A 20,154-nucleotide genomic window follows, 5' to 3' on the forward strand; every position below is an offset into this window, starting at 1 on the left:
ATATCGCTTAACCACGCTCGTCGTAACGGGAGCCGTATGTCGATACCACGCTTGAAGTCTTACTTCACCATTCTTGCCACCGTGCTGGTGCTGGGACAGGCCGTGTCTGCCCAGGCAGCCGAGTTGCCTGATTTCACCCAACTGGTCGAACAGGCCTCGCCTGCAGTGGTGAACATCAGTACCACACAGAAACTGCCTGATCGCCGGGTCTCCAACTCGGCGCAGATGCCCGATCTGGAAGGCCTGCCGCCAATGTTGCGGGAGTTCTTCGAGCGCGGCATGCCGCAGCAGCGCTCTCCGCGAGGGGATCGCCAGCGTGAAGCCCAGTCCCTGGGCTCGGGTTTCATCATTTCCCCGGATGGCTACATCCTCACCAACAATCACGTGATCGCCGATGCGGACGAGATTCTCGTGCGCCTGGCCGACCGCAGCGAATTGAAAGCCAAGCTGATCGGCACCGACCCACGCTCCGACGTGGCACTGTTGAAGATCGATGGCAAGGATCTGCCTGTGCTGAAGCTGGGTAAATCCCAGGACCTGAAAGCCGGGCAATGGGTCGTGGCTATTGGGTCGCCATTTGGCTTCGACCACACAGTGACCCAAGGCATCGTCAGCGCTATTGGTCGCAGTCTGCCAAACGAAAACTACGTACCTTTCATCCAGACCGACGTGCCGATCAACCCGGGTAACTCGGGGGGGCCGCTGTTCAACCTGGCGGGGGAAGTGGTGGGGATCAACTCGCAGATCTATACCCGTTCCGGCGGCTTCATGGGGGTGTCCTTCGCGATCCCTATCGACGTTGCCATGGACGTTTCCAATCAGCTCAAAACCGGGGGCAAGGTCAGTCGTGGCTGGCTGGGCGTAGTGATTCAGGAGGTCAATAAAGACCTGGCTGAATCCTTTGGCCTGGAAAAACCTGCCGGTGCACTGGTTGCGCAGGTTCAGGACGGCGGACCAGCGGCCAAGGGCGGCCTGCAAGTGGGTGACGTGATTCTCAGTCTTAATGGCCAGCCAATCGTGATGTCGGCGGACCTGCCGCATCTGGTAGGGGCGCTGAAGGCCGGAGCCAAGGCCAACCTGGAAGTGATCCGTGAAGGCAAGCGCAAGAATGTCGAACTCACCGTGGGCGCCATTCCTGAAGAAGACAAGGATCTGAGCATGTTGCCCAAGTCCGGTGTCGAGCGCAGCAGCAACCGTCTCGGCGTAGCCGTGGTCGAGCTCAATGATGAGCAGAAGAAGACTTTTGACCTCAAGGGCGGCGTAGTCATCAAGGAAGTCCAGGACGGCCCAGCGGCGCTGATCGGTCTGCAGCCGGGTGACGTGATCACCCATCTGAACAACCAGGCGATTACCACCGCCAAGGAGTTCACCGAAATTGCCAAGGCGCTGCCGAAGAACCGTTCGGTGTCCATGCGCGTACTGCGTCAGGGGCGAGCCAGTTTCATTACCTTTAAACTGGCCGAGTAATCCGTCTGACGGAATGCTCGCGCAATAAAAAGCCCGCCTCGTAAGAGGCGGGCTTTTTTATGCTGCCTGGAAACATCAGCGCATCATGTCCTTGACCATCTGCTCCTGATCCATCATCTCCCGCTGGCGAGCGTCGATTCTCGATGACAGTGGGAAGTTGCTGCCGGCCCGCCGTTTGGCGAAGTCCAGCTGCTGGATGGCCTGGCGGTAGTCGCCGACCAGGGCGAAGTACTCGGCCCGGGCCTGGTGCAGGCCAATGATGTTGCCCGACAGGCCGCGAGTTTCCGCCACCAGATACCAGACATCCGGATCGTCCGGACGACTTTTCAGCAAGCCCTCCAGGGCCTTTTCCGCATCCGCCGGGCGGTTCTGCTTGAGCAGCAGGTCCACCCGGATCTGGTTCAGCGGGTAATTGCCCGGGTACAGATTGAGCATTCGCTCCACCCGGGCCTGAGCATCCGGCAGGCGGTTGTTGGCCATGTCCAGTTCGATCTGGGCCAGGTTGTAGGTGACGTCATTGGGGGATTTGGCCAGCAGCGGCTTGAGGTTTTCCCGGGCTTCGTTCCACTGGCTGCCCTTGATCTGGGCGATGGCCAGACCGTAGCGGGCAATGTCGTTCTTCGGGTTTTCATCGAGCTGTGCGCGAAAGCGCTTCGCAGCCAGCCCTGGAGATTCTTCGTAGTTCAACTGCACCCGGGCACGGATCAGTTGATAGCGCAGGCTGTCCTCGGTGCCTCCAAGCTTGGCCTGTTCCGCGCGGTTGCGGGTGTCGGCGATCCGCGATTCGGTGACCGGGTGCGTCAGGAGAAATTCCGGTGGCTTGGCGTCGAAGCGGTATTGACGCATCAGACGCTCGAACATGGTGGGCATCGAGCGCGGATCGTAGCCAGCCTTCTCCAGGTTGAGAATGCCGATGCGGTCGGCTTCCTGTTCGTTTTGCCGGGAAAAGCGTCGCTGTTCCTGGATGGCCGCGGCCTGGGTGCCGGCGATGGTGGCGATCCCTGCATCCCCGGCGCCGGCGGCGGCGATCACGATCCCAGCCAGCAAGGCGGCCATCATTGGTACCTGCATGCGCTGCTGGGCTTCGACACCGCGGGCAAAGTGGCGTTGGGAAAGGTGCGCCAGTTCGTGAGCCAGCACCGAGGCGTATTCACCCTCGGTCTGGGCATTGAGAAACAGGCCGCCGTTGACCCCGACAATCCCACCTGGGGCGGCGAAGGCGTTGAGCTGCGGGCTGTTGATCAGGATGAACTCCAGGCGCCGGTCGTTGACCTGGCTGGTCTCCACCAGTTTGTAGACGCTGGTTTCGACATAGTCCTTGAGTTGCGGGTCGTTGAGCTGCGAGACCTGGCTGCGTAGCAACGCCAGCCAGGCACGGCCCAGCTGGTATTCCTGTTGTGGAGAGACGATGGATGAACTGGCATCACCGAGTGACGGCAGGTCGTCGGCGAAGCCCGGTGAGGCGAGCAGGCAAGCGAGCGTCAGCAGGGTAGGGCGCAATAAATTCATGCACAAAGCCTTAATCGACAAAGGCTCTACTGTAGCTGGACACCTGGCCGGGGACCAGACAAAGCCAGTGAAAACTCTGAGGATAAAAAAGTGCTTTCAGGCAAATTCCGACGTCTACCTTATCGAGCCTTTACCTCGGCGCAACAGCGCTCTGGTTTCAGGCTTGTTTATTGCCGACGGCTTTGCCTTGCAGGGTATTCTAGGCGCCTTGAATTGATGATCGGAGTAAGCCCATGACCGATGTTGTCGCCCATGACGCCGAGCTGGATGCCAGTGGGCTCAACTGCCCGCTGCCACTGCTCAAGGCCAAGATGGAACTCAATCGCCTGGCCAGTGGCGCGGTGCTCAAGGTCATTGCCACCGATGCCGGGTCCCAGCGTGACTTCCGCACCTTCGCTCGCCTGGCCGGTCATACCCTGTTGCGCGAAGAGGACGAGGCCGGAGTCTATCGTTACTGGCTGAAAAAGGCCTGACGGCCCATCACCGCTTTCATCTAAGGATCATTGATGTTCAAAGTGCTACGTGACTGGATACAGCGCTACTTCTCGGATGAAGAAGCGGTGGTGCTGGCTGTGCTGCTGTTCCTGGCCTTTACCGCTGTCCTGACCTTGGGCGGGATGCTGGCGCCTGTACTGGCGGGCATGGTCCTGGCTTACCTGATGCAGGGGCTGGTGGTGAGCTTGGAGCGCCTGCACCTGCCCGGTGGGGCGGCGGTGGGGCTGGTGTTCGCCCTGTTCATGGGACTGCTGCTGGTGTTCATCCTGGTGGTGGTGCCGTTGCTTTGGCACCAGTTCGTCACCCTGTTCAACGAGTTGCCGGGCATGCTCGCCAAGTGGCAGTCGCTGTTGCTGCTGTTGCCAGAGCGCTATCCGCATCTGGTATCGGACGAGCAGGTACTGCAGGCCATCGAAGTGGCTCGGGGCGAGATCGGCAAGTTCGGGCAATGGGCGCTGACCTTCTCCCTGTCCAGCCTGCCCTTGCTGGTGAACATCATGATCTACCTGGTGCTGGTGCCGATCCTGGTGTTCTTCTTCCTCAAGGACCGGGCGATGATCAGCCGTTGGGTCATTGGCTATCTGCCCCAGGAACGGACCCTGATCACCCGGGTCGCCCATGAAATGAACCGACAGATCGCCAACTATATCCGCGGCAAGGTGATCGAGATCGTCATTTGCGGTGGTGTGACTTACATCGCCTTCGTCGCCCTGGGCCTGAACTACGCGGCCCTGCTGGCCCTGCTGGTGGGGATTTCGGTGGTGGTGCCCTATGTCGGCGCAGTAGTGGTAACCGTGCCGGTGGCGCTGATCGCGCTGTTCCAGTGGGGCTGGAGCGACCAGTTCATTTATCTGATGGCGGTCTACGGGATTATCCAGACCCTGGATGGCAACGTGCTGGTACCGCTGCTGTTCTCCGGCGCGGTGAATCTGCATCCGGTGGCGATCATCTGTGCGGTGCTGCTGTTTGGCGGGTTGTGGGGTTTCTGGGGGATTTTCTTTGCCATTCCCCTGGCCACCTTGTTCAAGGCTGTGCTGGATGCCTGGCCGAGGAAGGACCCGGTGGTGGCGCCTTTACTCTAGATAACGCGGGGCGGCTGATTCAGCCGCCCCGTTGGTTTCAGGCCTTGTTCAGTGCCTGGGCTGCAGCCAGTACAGCGTCGACGTGGCCCGGAACCTTGACCCCGCGCCATTCCTGGCGCAATACGCCGTCCTTGTCGATCAGGAAGGTGCTGCGGTCCACCCCCAGGTATTCCTTGCCATAGAGCTTCTTCAACTTGATCACGTCGAACAGCTGGCAGACGGCTTCGTCCTTGTCGCTGATCAGCTCGAAGGGGAACTCCTGTTTGCACTTGAAGTTCTCGTGGGACTTCAGGCTGTCGCGGGAGATGCCGAAGATCTCGGTGTTGGCGGCCTGGAAGGCGGCGTACTGATCACGAAAGCCCTGGCCCTCGGTGGTGCAGCCTGGGGTGCTGTCCTTGGGGTAGAAGTAGATCACCACTTGCTTGCCCTTGAGGCCGGACAGGCTGACGGTCTGGCCGCTGGTGGCAGGGGCCTGGAAATCGGCAATAGGTTGATCGATAGCAACGGCCATGGGGCTTCCTTACATAGGGTTCTGTGGGCGCCAGGGTTCGATCAGCGCATCGAGGTTCATGGCATCGGCAAAATCCAGGAACTGGTCGCGCAACCAGCTGATCTGGGTGCCGGCGGGCAGGGTCACGGTAAAGGTGGCGTTGAGCATGGTGCCGCCTGTTTGCGGAGCCTGGTAGGTATCGCAGGTGAGGTTTTCCAGCTCGACATGGTGGTCGATGAAGAACTGGCACAGCTCATTGACGATGTCAGAGCGGTACGCCGCGCTGACGTAGGCGACATAAGGCAAGGCCTGGGGGCGGCTTTCCAGGGCGGCGCTGCGCACCACGTTGACCGTGAAGGCGTGCTTCTTGGCCAGGGATGACAGGCTGCTTTCCAGGCGCGCCAGGGCGTCCCAGCTGCCGGAAATCTCCAGCACCAGGGCGCTGCACTCGCCATGCCGGGTCAGGCGCGAGGTCACTACGGCGCAGCGGTTTTCATGGCTGGCGCGGCACAGGACGTTGGTCAGCTCCATGGGGTTGGCGCCAAGGGCACTGATGACAAGGAATTGTTCGCGAACTGTGGGGGTGGACATGCAGCATTCCTAAAGCGATGAGCGGTCGATACTTTTGACAAGCCAGTGCCGGGCAAGTGTTGCAAGCGGATCTTCTGGGCCTTGAACCACAAGCCGGCGACAGGTCCCGATACGTCCGGAACACAGGCTGGCAATGCAGGAATGGGGCTTTGGAGAAGCGACAGGCAGGCGATAACCCGGTTTACACGCTTATCGGTAGCGATCAAAGCCTGAAGGGTAGCGAAAACCATCGCTCAGGGGAATGCTCACGGCGCGGGACTTCGCTTGTGCAAGGAACTTGGCGCCAGTACCATTACCGCTCTCTTTTTCCGGCAGGAGCGGTTGCATGATTGCGGGCAGTATGGTGGCACTGGTCACACCCATGGATGCACAGGGAAATCTCGACTGGGACAGCCTGAGCAAACTGGTGGACTTCCACCTGCAAGAGGGCACCAACGCCATCGTGGCGGTCGGCACCACAGGTGAATCGGCCACACTGGATGTCAACGAGCACATCGAAGTGATTCGTCGGGTGGTGGCCCAGGTTGCAGGGCGCATCCCGGTGATTGCCGGTACCGGCGCCAACTCGACGCGTGAAGCGATCGAACTGACCACCAACGCGAAGATTGCCGGCGCCGATGCATGCCTGCTGGTGACCCCGTATTACAACAAGCCGACTCAAGAAGGCCTGTACCAGCATTTCCGCGCCATTGCCGAGGCCGTGGACATCCCGCAGATCCTCTACAACGTTCCAGGCCGCACCGCATGCGACATGCAGGCCGAGACCGTGATCCGCCTGTCCTCCGTGAAAAACATCATCGGGATCAAGGAAGCCACCGGCGACCTGCAGCGCGCCAAGGCCATCCTGGCCGGTGTGCCCGACGATTTCCTGGTGTACTCCGGCGATGACGCCACTGCCGTCGAGCTGATCCTGCTGGGCGGCAAGGGCAATATCTCGGTGACTGCCAACGTCGCGCCTCGGGCCATGAGCCAGATGTGCGCCGCGGCCATGGCCGGCGATGCCGCCAAGGCCCGCGAGATCCACGAAACCCTGATGCCGCTGAACAAGACTCTGTTCATCGAATCCAACCCTATTCCCGTGAAATGGGCCCTGCACGAAATGGGTTTGATGCCGGACGGTATCCGTCTGCCGCTCACCTGGCTCAGTGCCGCCTGTCACGAACCGCTGCGGCAGGCCATGCGCCAGTCCGGCGTCTTGGTTTAATTGAGGAAGTACAACGCATGAAGCGAATGGCCGGACTTTCCGCACTTGCCTTGATTATCTCCAGCACCAGTGGCTGCGGTTGGATCTGGGGCCCGGAAGGCTACTTCCGTGACCGGGGTAGCGATTACCTGCAAGCGCAACAAACAGCACCGATGCAACTGCCGCCGGATGTCCAGACCTCCAAGCGTCTGGATCCGCTGCTGCCGATCCCGCGCAACGTGGCCGACGACAACGTCAAGGGCGAGTACCAAGTACCTCGTCCGCAGCCGCTGTCGGCCATTGCCGACGCCAGCGACTACACCCTGCAGAAGAGCGGCGATTCGCGCTGGGTCATGGCCCAGCATCCACCGGCCGAAGTCTGGCCAGTGGCGGTGCAGTTCTTCCAGGACAACGGGTTCCGTCTGGATCAGCAACGTCCGCAAACCGGCGAGTTCAGCACCCGCTGGCAGCGTTCCGACGAGCTTTCCGCTGCCGTGGCCAAGCGCCTGAGCAGCGCCGGCGTCGCCGCCGACAGCGAAACCCGCGTACGGGTCCGTATCGAACCGGGCGTGCAGCGCAATACCAGTGAAGTCTACGTGGTCAGTGCCGAGCGTCCCGCCGGCAGCACCGCTGACGTGGAGTTCACCAATCGCTCGGTCAACACCGGCCTGGACGCCGCGCTGGTGGACGACATGCTTGCCAGCATGAGCCGTACCTCCGAGAAGGGCGGTTCAGTGTCCCTGCTGGCGGCCCGTGATTTCGATACCCCAAGCCGGGTCAGCCTCAGCGAAGACGGCAGCGGCAACCCGGTGCTGAACCTGGGTGCCGACCTCGATCGCGCCTGGTCCAGCGTAGGCCGCGCCCTGGAGCAGGGCGAGTGGCGGGTTGAGGACATCAACCGCAGCCTGGGCCTGTACTACATCAACCTGGCGGAAAAAGCCGAGAAGAAGAACGACGAGCCGGGCTTCTTCGGCAAGTTGTTCGGCAGCAAGCCGGCCAAGGAAGAGATCGAAGCCCGTGCCGAGCGCTATCAGGTTCGCCTGAGCAAGGTGGGCGACAACGTCCAGGTGACCGTCGAGAAGAACATCAACACCGTGGCGCCGGCCGATGTGGCGCGCAAAGTGTTGGGCGTGATTCAGGACAACCTGGGCTGATCAGATGCGTTTTGCCGTTCTCGGCAGTGGTAGCCAAGGGAATGGCACGCTGATCGCCAGTGCTGACACTTACATCCTGGTGGATTGTGGTTTCTCCCTGCGGGAAACCGAGCGGCGCCTGCTGCGCCTGGGCGTTCATCCCTCGCAGTTGAGCGCCATCCTGGTGACCCACGAACATGCCGACCACGTGCATGGCGTGGGTTTGCTGTCTCGGCGCTACAATTTACCGGTCTACCTCAGCCAGGGCACGTTGCGCGGGATGCGCAAGCCGGTGGAGGCTGCGGGTTTTGTCCGCGGTGGCGAGCAACTGCAGATCGGCGCCTTGTGCATTGACGTGATTGCCGTCGCTCATGACGCCCAGGAACCTACGCAGTTTGTCTTCAGCGACGGTCAGCGGCGTTTTGGCCTGCTGACCGACCTGGGTTCCTACTGTGCCGGCGTACTGGAAGGCTACCGTGGCCTGGATGCCTTGATGATCGAGGCCAACCATTGCCGGGACCTGTTGGCGCGCGGCTATTACCCGTACTTTCTCAAGCAGCGGGTTGGCGGCGACGAAGGGCATTTGAACAACCATCAGGCCGCAAGCCTGGTGGCCGAATTGGGATGGCAGGACCTGCAGCATCTGGTCCTTGCTCATCTGAGCAGCAAGAACAACCTGCCGCAGCTGGCCCGGCAATGTTTTGTCGACACCCTCGGGTGCGACCCGGACTGGCTGCAACTGGCCGATCAAGATTCAGGGCTCGACTGGCGCCACATCGCCTAGCCCACCTACTTAGCAAGCGGAGCCCATCATGGAAAAACGTGAAGAACTCTACCGCGGCAAAGCCAAATCGGTTTACAAGACCGACGACGCTGACCGCTTGATCCTGCTGTTTCGCAACGACACTTCGGCGTTCGACGGCAAGCGCATCGAGCAGTTGGACCGCAAGGGGATGGTGAACAACAAGTTCAACGCCTTCATCATGCAGAAACTTGAAGCCGCCGGCGTGCCGACCCAGTTCGACAAGCTGCTGGGCGACAACGAATGCCTGGTGAAGAAGCTCGACATGATCCCGGTGGAGTGCGTGGTGCGTAACTACGCGGCCGGCAGCCTGGTCAAGCGCCTGGGTGTGGAAGAGGGCATGAAGCTCAATCCTTACACGTTCGAGCTGTTCCTGAAGGACGACGCCAAGGGCGACCCGTTCATCAACGAATCCCACGTTGTGGCGTTCGGCTGGGGCACCGTCGAGCAACTGGCGCGCATGAAAGAACTGTCGCTCAAGGTCAACGAAGTCCTGAGCAAGCTGTTCGATGACGCTGGCCTGCTGCTGGTGGACTTCAAGCTGGAATTCGGTGTGTTCAGCGACGGCTCCATCGTCCTGGGCGACGAGTTCAGCCCGGACGGCTGCCGCCTGTGGGACAAGGACACCAAGAAGAAGATGGACAAGGACCGCTTCCGCCAGGGCCTCGGTGACGTGATCGAAGCCTACGAAGAAGTCGCTCAGCGCCTGGGCGTACCGCTGTAATCGACGCAAGCATCTGATAGCACGGAAAAAATTTGCTCGGGGGCTTCGCATCCGGCAAAGGTGCTGTTATGATGCGCGCCGTTGGAGAGATGCCAGAGTGGCCGAATGGGACGGATTCGAAATCCGTTGTACCTTCACCGGTACCTAGGGTTCGAATCCCTATCTCTCCGCCATACAAATGAAAGCCCCGGAAATTGTCGATTTCCGGGGCTTTTTTGTTGCCCGCTGTTTTTTCCGAAACCGCTTTCCCGCCGCGCTCCAAGCCATCACCCAGTCCTCTCGGACGTTCCTTGTTCGGCCTGACTTTATTCTGCCGTTGTGGCTTCCTTCTCGCCCAACTCCTGTTGTCGATCTCAATAGCTCCAGTGGCCAAGTTTATTCGTGGTCGTTGGAGTTGTATTCATCTACGGCCTTATTAATAAACTATTAAATTCAAATGCTGTTGTCCGGTATCCAATGGGTTTATCTGGATGTTGACTCGTGGGTGTTGTTTTTAAGGCTGTAGGAAATTTCTTATAGAGCTCTGGGACTGTTCCTGTAATTCGAGTCGGCGTGGTCTTGATCTAAAACAATCGGCTATTCGATATGGTGGCTTCCTGCTGGCAAGCCTGGCCCGCTTGTGTGACTGAAGTGGGTCATCGAACTGGAAGTCAGCAGTATTCATAAACGTTTGAAGGCAGAGCAGGTCTTTTCTTCTATTGCGGTGGCAAGAGTGTTTGTCGACCTCTTTCAGATAGGGAAGATCTTTGTGCTTACTCTATTGAGCTATTGGGAAAAGGAAATCAGATGAAACGCAACTCTCTCTTGTCCATGGCAACTTCCGGTTTGATGCTGGCTGCATTGATCCCGACATTTGCCCAGGCTACCGACGGTGTAGTGAACTTTAGTGGCAGCATCACTGACGTGACCTGCGAGATCAACGGCAAGGCGCCCGGCGAAAACAACGTGACCAACGTTGAGTTGGGCACTTTCTTGCCTACGCACTTTGCAAAAATCGGTACCACGTCCGACTTGAAACCCTTCGAGCTGAAACTCTCGGGTACTAACTGCAAGAACGACTCCAAGGTGTCCATCGAGTTCGATCAGGTCAATAACATTGACCCTGCTACAGGCAACCTGAAGCTGATCGGCAGTGCACCGGCAACCGGTGTACAGATCCAGATCTACAACGACAACGCCGCTCAACCGCAGAAGATTGTCCTGGGCCAGGCCGAGACCACGCCGCAAGTGGCAACGGTTTCCGGCAACGCCGCGACCCTCAAGTACAAGGCCGCTTACGTCTCTACGGCAGCTTCGGTCGGTGCCGGTTCGGGTGTTTCCTTCATTCGCTACACCCTGGCTTATCAGTAACAGTCGTTAGTTATTAAGGGGCAGGTCATGACGCCGACAGCGCGTTTTGTACATTCTCTCGTTATCGGTGTCATGTTCCTGGGGCTGTTTTCGGGAGCTGCGCATGCAGGGATAGTTCTACAAGGGACTCGGTTGATTTATCCGGCCGAAGCCCGAGAGGTTACATTGAAAATAAGTAACTCCGGTCCTGTTCCTCTTTTGGCGCAAAGTTGGATCGATAGAGGGGAAGCCAATAAGGCCCCTGAAGAAATACAAGTACCTTTCCTGCTGGCGCCGGCTGTCAGTCGTTTGGAGTCTGGAGACTCGGCAGTGCTGCGCCTGTCTTATTCGAAAGAGCCGTTGGCGACCGATCGCGAATCATTGTTCTGGCTGAATGTATTGGAAACTCCGCCCCGCAAGGAGAAGGATGAAAACGTACTGCAGTTTGCATTTAGAACGCGTATCAAGATTTTCTTTCGGCCGCCCAATCTTGACGGTGTTGTTGACTCGGCCGCTGAAAAACTCAAGTGGGAGTTCAATCGGGCCGGTCACTTGAGTTCCGCCCCGACAGGTCCGCAAGTGCCTGTTGTCAAGGTATCCAACCCAACGCCTTACTACGTGTCTTTCGGTCGTATAGAGGTTGAACTGGGAGGTCGTCAGTTTGCCCTTAAACCGGGAATGGTCGCGCCGTTTGCCAATGAGTCGTTCGCTTGGCCGGCGACAGCTCCGAAAGACCCGGCCAAGGCCTCCATCAACTATGAAGTGATCAACGATTTCGGTGGCCGCCGATCGCTGAAGAGTTCGCTGCTCTAGTTGGTTTCTTAATTCAACTTCGCTCGTTTGTCCGCTTGCTCAGTCTTGAGCGCGTTGGGATCTCGTTATGTTGAGTGTTCAGTGCCATAGGCGCGATGTATCTGCGCGCCCCGGTGTTCGGTGTGGTCGGGGTTCTGCTCCGGTTGTGCAGAGGCTGTGTCTGGCGGCGCTGATGGGGCACTCGACGGTCCTGGTCGCGAGCGAGGAGGGGCCCCAGCAGAACAGTGGCGAACGCGTGCTGTTCGACAGCCAGATGTTGTTTCAAGGCAAGGAGACACCCATCGATACTTCGCGCTTTGAGCAATTGGGCTATATCGCGCCCGGCAAATACCTGCTTGATCTGCTGGTGAGTGGCCAATGGCGGGCGTTGCTGGAGGTCGAGTTCCGTGCCAGCGACGAGCCTCAGGGTAGCCGGCCGTGCTTCGATCGCGCGTCACTGCAGCAGTTGGGGATCGACCTGCACAAGGCCGATGCCGCGCTGGGGGCCGGGGCGTCCCACCCGCTCATGAGCGAGGGGTTGTTCTGTGGCGACCTGGGCAGCTACATCCCCGGTGTAACCAGCCGCATCAATATCGCCGAGCAGAAGATCGACCTGTCCGTGCCGCAGTTCTTCCTCCAGCCGAACCAGTCGAAGACCTACGTCGATCCGGCGAGCTGGGATTCCGGCGTGTCCGCGGCGGTGCTCAATTACAACACCAGCCTGTTCAGCTCCCAGAGTCGTGGACAAAGCCAGACCCATGGCTACGCCGGACTCAACATGGGGCTCAATATCGGCGCTTTGCGCTTGCGCCACAGTGGTACCGCGACCTGGTCGCCGGAATTGGGCAGCCGCTATCAGCGTGGCTACATCTATGCCCAGACCGACCTGCCGGACTGGAGCTCACAGTTGCTGGTGGGGGAAAGCGTGACCGATGCCGATCTGTTCGATTCGGTGTCGTTTCGCGGCGTCCAGTTGGCCAGCGACTCGCGCATGTTGCCCGACACCCAGCGTTACTACGCACCGCAAGTGCGAGGCACCGCCAGCACCAACGCCAAGGTCTCGGTGTATCAGCGCGGCTATCTGATCTACGAGACGGCGGTCGCCCCGGGCCCCTTCGAAATCTCCGATTTGCAGGCGGCCAGCTTTGGCGGTGACCTGGAGGTAACAGTCACCGAGGCCAATGGACAAACCAGCCGTTTTACCGTGCCTTTTGCCACCACCGTGCAATTGCTGCGTCCGGGCACCTCACGCTACAGCCTGACCGCCGGCCAGGTCACCGACCCGGGGCTTGGTGGCGAGCAGTATGTGGCCCAGGGCACCCTGCATTACGGGCTGGATAACCAACTGACCGGTTACGCCGGTACGGCAGTGACCGGCAGCTACATGTCGGCCCTGATCGGCAGTGCGCTGAATACCTCCGTGGGCGCATTCGCTCTGGACCTGACTCAGGCCAAGACCGAACTGCCCCGCGAAGGCAGTCTGCAGGGGTCGAGCCTGCGCCTTTCCTACAGCAAGAACCTGCCCATCAGCGGTACGCAGTTTTCCCTGTTGGCGTATCGCTATTCCACCCGTGGCTATCTGGGGCTGCATGACGCCATTGCCTTGCAGGACTACGTGGAGCGTGGCGCCGGGGCCGAGTCGTTTTCCCGCGTGCGGGACCGCCTGGATGTGAACATCAACCAGCAACTGGGCGAGGGTGGCGGTCAGCTTTATGTCACCGGCTCCAGCCTCAAGTACTGGAATCGCCAGGGCCAGACCCTGAACTTCTCCCTGGGCTACAGCAATCAGTGGCGGGGCAACAGCTACTCCTTCATGGCCCAGCGCATGCGCGCGTCCAGCAATGGCTCTGGACGTGGAGTCGGGGCGGACAACACCTATTTCAGCTTCAGTCTGTCGATCCCCCTGGGACGCGAGGGTCGCCGAGCAACCACGGTCAACGCCTACGCCAGTCATGACAAGAACTCCGGTGCGCACTACACCAGCGGTGTTTCCGGAGCCCTGGGCGAGCGCGGCGATGCCACCTATGCCGTGTCCGCGTCCCATGATCAGCGCCAGCGCGAGACCTCGACCAACGCCAGCTTCAACTACTTCATGCCCGAGGTCTCCCTGAGTTCGAGTTTTTCCCAGGGCAGCGACTATCGCCAGGAGTCCCTGGGGGCTTCCGGAGGCATGGTCCTGCACTCGGGCGGCCTGACGTTCTCCCAGACCCTGAGTGAAACCTCAGGCCTGGTGTATGCCCCCCATGCCAAGGGTGCCAGGGTTGGCTATGCCCAGACGCGGGTGGATGGACGCGGCTACGCCGTGGTGCCGAGCCTGAGTCCCTATCAATTGAACACCGTGGACATCGACCCCAGCGGCATGGCCGACGATGTCGAACTGCAGGTCAGTTCACGCAACGTCGCGCCGGTAGCGGGCGCGGTGGTGATGCTCTCTTATCCCACCCGCAGGGCCAGGGCGTTCCTGATCGATAGCCGGCAGCCCAATGGCCAGCAATTGCCGTTTGCCGCGGTCGCCGTCGATGACCAGAGCGGTGCCGAACTGGGCGCCGTCGGCCAAGGCAGTCGTCTGGTACTGCGTTCCGAGCAGGACCAGGGAACCCTCCGTGTGGAATGGGGCCACGAACCGGATCAGCGCTGCCTGATCGACTACCAGTTGCCGCCTCGTGATCCGGCGTCCGCCACCGGTTATGACCTGCTCCAGCTTCCTTGTCGGGCAGTGCCCGCTGGCGACGCGAGCCCAAGCCAGGGGGGGCAGTCTTGATGCGCTTTCTGGAGGGACGTGAGATCCCATGCCGAGCCGGTCTTGGCCGCTGGCTGCTGGCGGCGCTACTGCTCTGGTTCAGTGCCTGGGCCCAGGCCGATCTGTCGATCGCCGGCACCCGGTTCATCTTCCCCGCAGATACGTCCGTCATGAGCATCCGGGTCGGCAACATCGGCCAGGCGCCGATCCTGTTACAGGCCTGGCTGGACAAGGGCGATGCCAAGGCCAGTCCCAGTGGGTTGGCAGTGCCGTTCGTGCTGTCGCCGCCGATCTCCAGGCTGGAACCGCAACAGCGGGCGGCCCTGATGCTGCGTTACAGCGGCGAGCCTTTGCCCTCTGATCGCGAGTCAGTGTTCTGGATCAATTTTCTGGAAGTGCCATCTCGGCTGCCGGTGACCGAGAACGTCTTGCGCCTGGCCTATCGCATGCGCATGAAGCTGCTGTATCGCCCCCAGGGCCTGGCCGGTAGTGCCGACCAAGCCGTGCGCCAACTGCGCTGGAGCTTCGCCGCTGCGGGCAAATCCGATGCGGCGCTGCTGGTCGGCAACCCGACGCCGTATTACGTGTCCTTCGCCGAATTGACGCTGGGCAGCAGCGCTCGAGCCAACACCTTGCAGGGCATCACCGTGGAGCCTTTTGGTTCGGCGCGGATCGCCCTGCCTGAAGTACCAGGAATTACCCCGGATCAGGCGGTGGTTCATTACCAAGTGGCAACAGACAGCGGGGAGACGCTGAGTGGAAGTGCGCGGATACAAGACTGAAGTTGCCTTGGGCAAGTCTTTGAGTGGGTCGGTTTTCGGGGGCCTTGAAGGCGCTCGACAACATTTTTCCAGAGGCTGTTTGAGCCTGCTCCTGCTGCTGCCGGGGCTGGCGACTGCCGCTGGGTATGTGCCCAACGCGGGACAGGCGATGCGTGATATCGAGTCCACCCAACCGGCTTTGCCGGAACCGGCGGAGCCGGAGTTGGACCTGCCTGCGGTCAAGCCGCCGAGCGCTCCTGCCCCGGATACCTCGGGTATCCGCCTAGAGGTCAACGACTTTGTGCTTGTGGGCAACCAGGCGTTCTCCAATCAGACCCTGCTGCCGTTGCTGGCGGACCTCAAGGGCCAGGAGCTGGACCTGAATCAGTTGCGTGCGGCTGCCGAACGCCTGACCACCTATTACCAGGGCCAGGGCTACATGTTGGCCCGGGCCTTCCTGCCGGCCCAGGACATCGAGGACGGCGTGGTGCGCATCGAGGTCATCGAGGGCCGTTACGGCCGTATCGAACTGCACAACCAATCCCGGGCCCTGGACTCGGTGATTCGTGGCCCTTTGTCGTCACTCAAGAGCGAAGCCCCCGTGTTCAGCGATGACCTCGAGCGCAGTCTGCTGTTGTTGAGCGACCTGCCTGGAGTACGGGTCAAGGGCACCTTGCGCGCCGGTGAGCAGCGCGGCACCACCGACCTGCTGATCAATGCGCAGCCCGGTCCCTGGGCCAGCGGCAGCCTGGAGGCCGACAACTATGGCGGCTACTACACCGGCGAATATCGACTGGGGGGCAGCCTCAACCTCAACAACCCCTTGCGCCTGGGCGACCAGCTCAACCTGCGGGTATTGGGCAGCGATGAGGATCAGCGTTATTACCGCGCCGCCTACAAGCTTCCGGTAGGCCCCTGGTCCACCAGCCTGGGCGTGGCTTATTCGCAGATGAACTACGAGTTGGGCAAGGTCTTCGAACTGCTGGAGGCCCACGGCCAAGCCAGCATCGGCAGCGTCTTTGTCACCCAGCCGCTGATCCGCAGCCGCACCTTCGATCTCAGCGCCCAGCTGCAATACGAGGACAAGCGTCTGCGCGATGACATCGACCTGTTCGAAGTCAGCAGCAAGAAACACGTGGAACTCTGGAGCCTGGGTCTCAACGGCAATTTTCAGGACAGCCTGCTCGGCGGCGGCCAGACCTTCTTCTACCTCACTTATGGCAGCGGGCGGCTGAGCCTCGACGATCCAGGGGATCAATGGCGTGATCACTTCACGGCCGGTACGGCCGGCGGTTTTCAGAAGTTCAACCTCAATGCCGCGCGCCTGCAGTACCTGAGCCCGCGCTTTCAGCTCTACACCCAGTTCAACGCGCAATGGGCTTCAGCCAACCTGGACAGCTCGGAAAAGTTCGGCGTGGGCGGTCCTTTTGATGTGCGTGCCTATCCCCAGGGCACCGGCAGTGGCGACCAGGGTTGGCAGGCCAGCCTGGAGTTGCGCTACGCCCTGGCCCCTCGCTGGCAGCTCAAGACGTTTGTCGACCACGGAGCGGTGGAGGTCAACAAACGTCCCTGGACCCGCGAAGAGAACCGCCGCCAGCTCTCGGGCGCCGGTGTGGGCGCCAGTTGGAGTGGGCCATCGCAACAGATCAGCGTGACCAGCGCCTGGCCCCTGGACAACAGCAAGGAAGGCAGCGGGCCCGAGCGCACACCGCGGGTCTGGGCCAGCGCCACACAGTATTTCTGAAGGCCTGCGTGCACTTCGGATGCAGTGCCGTCCTGCAAATGTTGCAGGGCGTTAATTGATAGATGAGGAGTCAACGTGAACAAGGTTTATGCATTGGTATGGAATCAGGCCCAGGGCTGCTGGAGTGTGACCGACGAAGGCGCCCGTCGTCGCCGTCGTTCCGGAACCCGCAAAGGCCTGGTGGTAATGGTCGCCGGTTTGTTGGGCCTGGGCGGTTTGCCCGCGGCTTTCGCCTTGCCGACTGGGGGAACAGTGGTCTCCGGGACGGCGGATATTCTGACGTTCGATAACGGCAAGCAGATGTCGATCAACCAGCACACCGACAAGTTGATCACCAACTGGAACGACTTCAGTGTGCGAAACGGTCAGACCGTGACCTTCAGCCAGCCGACCAAGACCTCTATCGCCCTGAACCGGGTGATCGGCGTCAACGGCAGTGACATCCAGGGGCAAATCAAGGCTAACGGCCAGGTGTTCCTGATCAACCCCAACGGGGTGGTCTTCGGCCAGGGCGCGCAAGTGAATGTCGGCGGCCTGGTGGCCTCGACCCAGAACATCACCGATGCCAACTTCACTGCCGGCAACTACAAGTTTGCCGGCACCTCATCGGCGCGGATCGTCAACAACGGCACCATCACCGCTGCTGACGGCGGCAACGTGGCGCTGCTCGGCAAGACCGTGATCAACGACGGCACCATCAAGGCCCAGAAGGGCCGGGTAGCCCTGGGCGGTGGCAATGAATTCACCGTCAGTTTCGACGGCAGCAACTTGCTGGATCTGCAAGTGGACGCCGCGGCGATCAATGCGCTGGTGAGCAACGGCGGCCTGCTCAAGGCCGACGGTGGACAGGTGCTGATGACCGCCAAGAGCGCCGGCTCCATGCTGCAGACCGTGGTCAACAACCAGGGCGCCATCGAAGCCAACACCCTGTCACGCAAGGCCGGCAAGATCACCCTGGACGGTGGCGACATAGGTGTAGTCAACGTCGGCGGCTCGATGAGCGCCAGTGCGCTGACCTCGGTGGGTGATGGTGGTGTGGTCGAGACCAAGGGCGCGAATACCAAGGTGCAACTGGCCGCGCGGGTCAACACCCTGGCCAACAATGGCAAGGCCGGCACCTGGAAGATCAGCTCCGACGAGGTCAAGGTCAGCCCTACCGCCACGGCCGGTAGCAACACCGTGTATGCCGATACCCTGGCGCACAACCTGGCCACTACCAATGTCGAGCTCAACAGCAAGAGCGGTGACGTTTCGGTGGATGGAGCCATTGCCTGGACCAGCGGCAATCAACTGAGCGTCAACTCGGCCCAGGACATCCATATCAATAGCGGCCTGAAAGGCAGCGGCGGCGGTACTCGCATCGAGCTCAATGCCGAGCGGGACATCAAGCTCAATGGCGCGGTGGAGCTCACCGGGATCAACAGCAGTCTGGGTCTGGACTATGGCAACGCCTATGCCCTGGGCACGGATGGCCGGGTCACGCTGTCCGGCAGCGGCGCCTGGTTCGACGCCAATGGCGATCTGTACAACGTGATCCAGAACGCCGCGCAGTTGCAGGCGATCGGTACCAGCCTCGATGGCCTGTACGTACTGGGCAATAACATCGCCGGCAGCGGGATCATCAAGTCCATTGGTGGCAGCAACACGTTCACCGGGACCTTCGATGGCCTGGGCAACACGATCAGCGGTTTCACCGTCAACACCGACGGCCCTTACGGTGGTCTGTTCGGCAAGTCGTCGGGTGACATCAGCAACCTCAAGCTGGCCTCCATGACCATCAACGGTACGACCTCCAACGCCGGCTTCGGCAATATCGGTGGGCTGGTGGGCTTGAACAGTGGCCGGATCAACAACGTCAGTGCCACCAATCTGCGGGTAGTTGCCAACAGCAATCAGAACAACTACCTCGGTGGCCTGGTGGGGATCAACTCCGGTGGCACCATCGATCGTGGAACCATGGCCGGCACTGTTACCGGTAATGGCTACACCCTCGCTGTCGGCGGGCTGGTAGGGGAAAACCGCAACAGTTTCGCCGGTGCGGGCTCCATCACCAACAGCAGCACCAACGTGCAGGTCCTGGGCACCATGCAGATCAGTCCCGTTGGCGGTATGGGCGGCCTGGTGGGGGTCAACAAGGGCGGGTCGATTGCCGACTCTTCCAGTGCCGGCACCGTCGGCACCGGTTTCAACCGTTACGTCCAGGACCCGAACCTGGGTGGGTTGGTGGGCTACAACCAGGGCGGCACCATCGAGCGCGCAAGCTCCTCGGTCAACGTCTGGGGTTATGCCGCCAGCAACATCGGTGGCCTGGTGGGCTTCAACAACAACGGCACCGTCACTGACTCCAGCGCCAGCGGTGCGATCACCGGCACGGGGTCAGCGGCAGCAGGCGGCCTGGTTGGCTTGAACCAGAACAGCGTGCTGAACAACGTCAGCGCTTCCGGCAGGGTTGCCGACTCGACCGGTGCCAATGTTGGCGGTCTGGTGGGCAAGAACGACCGGAGTGAAATCCACACGGCTGAAGCCACCGGTGAGGTTCTGGGTGGTGGCAGCGGCAACATCGGCGGCCTCATCGGGCACAACTTTGCCGGCACTACCGAATATGCAGTGGCTCGCGGCAAGGTCACCGGCGGCACCCTGAGCCATATCGGCGGGTTGGTGGGGTTCAACGATGGCGACCTGAGTTCAGTCGAGGCCAGCGGTAATGTCAGCGGCGGCGCCAGCAGCTTTATCGGCGGCCTGGTGGGGACCAACGGCGATTATGTGGATCACCGCATTGATACCGCGTCGGCCAAAGGCAACGTCGTGGGCGGTGCCCAGAGTACCGTTGGTGGCCTGGTCGGGCAGAACAATTCGCGGATCGCCAACTCCTTGGCCAATGGTGAGGTGAGTGGTGGCAGCTATGCCCGCCTGGGTGGATTGGCCGGCTTGAACATGGGGGATATTCGTCAGTCCGTGGCCTACGGCAACGTCAAGGTCCTCGCGAACGGCAAGCAGACCTACGGTGGTCTGGCCGGTGTCAACTACGGAATCCTGGCCTACAACACCGCGTTGGGGCAGGCGACCCAGGTACCGCTGGTTGGCCTCAATCAGGGCGATATCCGCAACTGATGAGGTAGTACAGGGGAAACGCAGTCTCTCGATACGCCGTGCGGGTGCAGGGCGTATCGAGGCTGCTGGCGGGTACCTGCTTGTCCCGTCCCTTGTCTGTTCTTTGCCGATGGCCGGAAGCAGCCGGCCATCGCTGTGCAATCCATCTCGCTTGTGCATCACGCAGCCGTTTTCAGGGGCCGTGGCACACAGGCGCAGACT

Annotated in this window: 16 protein-coding genes and 1 tRNA gene; 14 read left to right on the forward strand and 3 right to left on the reverse strand. The window is 60.8% G+C overall.

The features are described 5' to 3' along the window. Nucleotides 1-36 precede the first annotated feature (36 nt). Nucleotides 37-1,467 carry a DegQ family serine endoprotease gene (locus tag ACSSVC_RS11125; RefSeq protein ID WP_123726268.1) on the forward strand — a complete coding sequence of 477 codons (1,431 nt, stop codon included), beginning with the start codon at nt 37-39 and terminating at the stop codon, nt 1,465-1,467. 75 nt (nt 1,468-1,542) lie between these two features. Here ACSSVC_RS11125 and ACSSVC_RS11130 read toward each other — a convergent pair whose 3' ends face one another. Next, on the reverse strand, nt 1,543-2,976 hold the full coding sequence (locus tag ACSSVC_RS11130; protein ID WP_346634904.1) for a M48 family metalloprotease: 1,434 nt from the start codon (nt 2,974-2,976) through the stop codon (nt 1,543-1,545). Between the two features lie 233 nt (nt 2,977-3,209). Here ACSSVC_RS11130 and ACSSVC_RS11135 point away from each other — a divergent pair, with 233 nt between their 5' ends. After that, nucleotides 3,210-3,449: a sulfurtransferase TusA family protein gene (locus ACSSVC_RS11135; protein WP_011059792.1), complete on the forward strand. Its 240-nt coding sequence runs from the start codon at nt 3,210-3,212 to the stop codon at nt 3,447-3,449. Between the two features lie 33 nt (nt 3,450-3,482). Beyond that, a complete protein-coding gene (locus ACSSVC_RS11140) occupies nt 3,483-4,553 on the forward strand; it encodes an AI-2E family transporter (protein ID WP_346634902.1) in 1,071 nt (356 codons plus the stop codon). A gap of 37 nt (nt 4,554-4,590) precedes the next feature. Here the strand turns inward: ACSSVC_RS11140 and ACSSVC_RS11145 are convergent, their stop codons facing one another. Next, on the reverse strand, nt 4,591-5,064 hold the full coding sequence (locus ACSSVC_RS11145; RefSeq protein WP_346634901.1) for a peroxiredoxin: 474 nt from the start codon (nt 5,062-5,064) through the stop codon (nt 4,591-4,593). A 9-nt stretch (nt 5,065-5,073) separates the two neighbouring features. Further along, a complete protein-coding gene (locus ACSSVC_RS11150) occupies nt 5,074-5,634 on the reverse strand; it encodes a glycine cleavage system transcriptional repressor (protein ID WP_346634900.1) in 561 nt (186 codons plus the stop codon). Nucleotides 5,635-5,959: 325 nt separating this feature from the next. Here ACSSVC_RS11150 and dapA point away from each other — a divergent pair, with 325 nt between their 5' ends. The 11 genes from dapA to ACSSVC_RS11205 all read left to right on the forward strand — a co-directional run bounded on the left by dapA (nt 5,960) and on the right by ACSSVC_RS11205 (nt 19,953). Further along, nucleotides 5,960-6,838: a 4-hydroxy-tetrahydrodipicolinate synthase gene (dapA, locus tag ACSSVC_RS11155; protein ID WP_102878721.1), complete on the forward strand. Its 879-nt coding sequence runs from the start codon at nt 5,960-5,962 to the stop codon at nt 6,836-6,838. 17 nt (nt 6,839-6,855) lie between these two features. Further along, nucleotides 6,856-7,971 carry an NlpB/DapX family lipoprotein gene (bamC, locus tag ACSSVC_RS11160; RefSeq protein ID WP_346634899.1) on the forward strand — a complete coding sequence of 372 codons (1,116 nt, stop codon included), beginning with the start codon at nt 6,856-6,858 and terminating at the stop codon, nt 7,969-7,971. A 4-nt stretch (nt 7,972-7,975) separates the two neighbouring features. After that, nucleotides 7,976-8,734 (forward strand): MBL fold metallo-hydrolase, encoded by a 759-nt coding sequence (locus ACSSVC_RS11165; protein WP_123726262.1) that lies wholly within the window; start codon nt 7,976-7,978, stop codon nt 8,732-8,734. Nucleotides 8,735-8,762: 28 nt separating this feature from the next. After that, nucleotides 8,763-9,476, forward strand: coding sequence for a phosphoribosylaminoimidazolesuccinocarboxamide synthase (purC, locus tag ACSSVC_RS11170; protein ID WP_058433542.1), 714 nt, complete (start codon nt 8,763-8,765; stop codon nt 9,474-9,476). A gap of 83 nt (nt 9,477-9,559) precedes the next feature. After that, nucleotides 9,560-9,649 (forward strand) — tRNA-Ser (locus ACSSVC_RS11175). A 613-nt stretch (nt 9,650-10,262) separates the two neighbouring features. Continuing rightward, entirely contained in the window at nt 10,263-10,826 is a 564-nt protein-coding gene (locus ACSSVC_RS11180) for a fimbrial protein (protein ID WP_346634898.1), read from the forward strand. Nucleotides 10,827-10,853: 27 nt separating this feature from the next. Then, nucleotides 10,854-11,618 (forward strand): fimbrial biogenesis chaperone, encoded by a 765-nt coding sequence (locus tag ACSSVC_RS11185; RefSeq protein WP_404938580.1) that lies wholly within the window; start codon nt 10,854-10,856, stop codon nt 11,616-11,618. Between the two features lie 172 nt (nt 11,619-11,790). After that, nucleotides 11,791-14,358 (forward strand): fimbria/pilus outer membrane usher protein, encoded by a 2,568-nt coding sequence (locus ACSSVC_RS11190; protein ID WP_492612287.1) that lies wholly within the window; start codon nt 11,791-11,793, stop codon nt 14,356-14,358. Beyond that, nucleotides 14,358-15,119 carry a fimbria/pilus periplasmic chaperone gene (locus tag ACSSVC_RS11195; RefSeq protein ID WP_404939935.1) on the forward strand — a complete coding sequence of 254 codons (762 nt, stop codon included), beginning with the start codon at nt 14,358-14,360 and terminating at the stop codon, nt 15,117-15,119. The genes ACSSVC_RS11190 and ACSSVC_RS11195 overlap by 1 nt, the downstream gene beginning before the upstream one ends. 79 nt (nt 15,120-15,198) lie before the next feature. Beyond that, on the forward strand, nt 15,199-16,842 hold the full coding sequence (locus ACSSVC_RS11200) for a ShlB/FhaC/HecB family hemolysin secretion/activation protein (RefSeq protein WP_446438929.1): 1,644 nt from the start codon (nt 15,199-15,201) through the stop codon (nt 16,840-16,842). 75 nt (nt 16,843-16,917) lie between these two features. Further along, on the forward strand, nt 16,918-19,953 hold the full coding sequence (locus ACSSVC_RS11205; protein WP_346634894.1) for a two-partner secretion domain-containing protein: 3,036 nt from the start codon (nt 16,918-16,920) through the stop codon (nt 19,951-19,953). Nucleotides 19,954-20,154: the final 201 nt, after the last annotated feature.

It is taken from the genome of Pseudomonas sp. E1BtOHC1 (assembly GCF_058744285.1).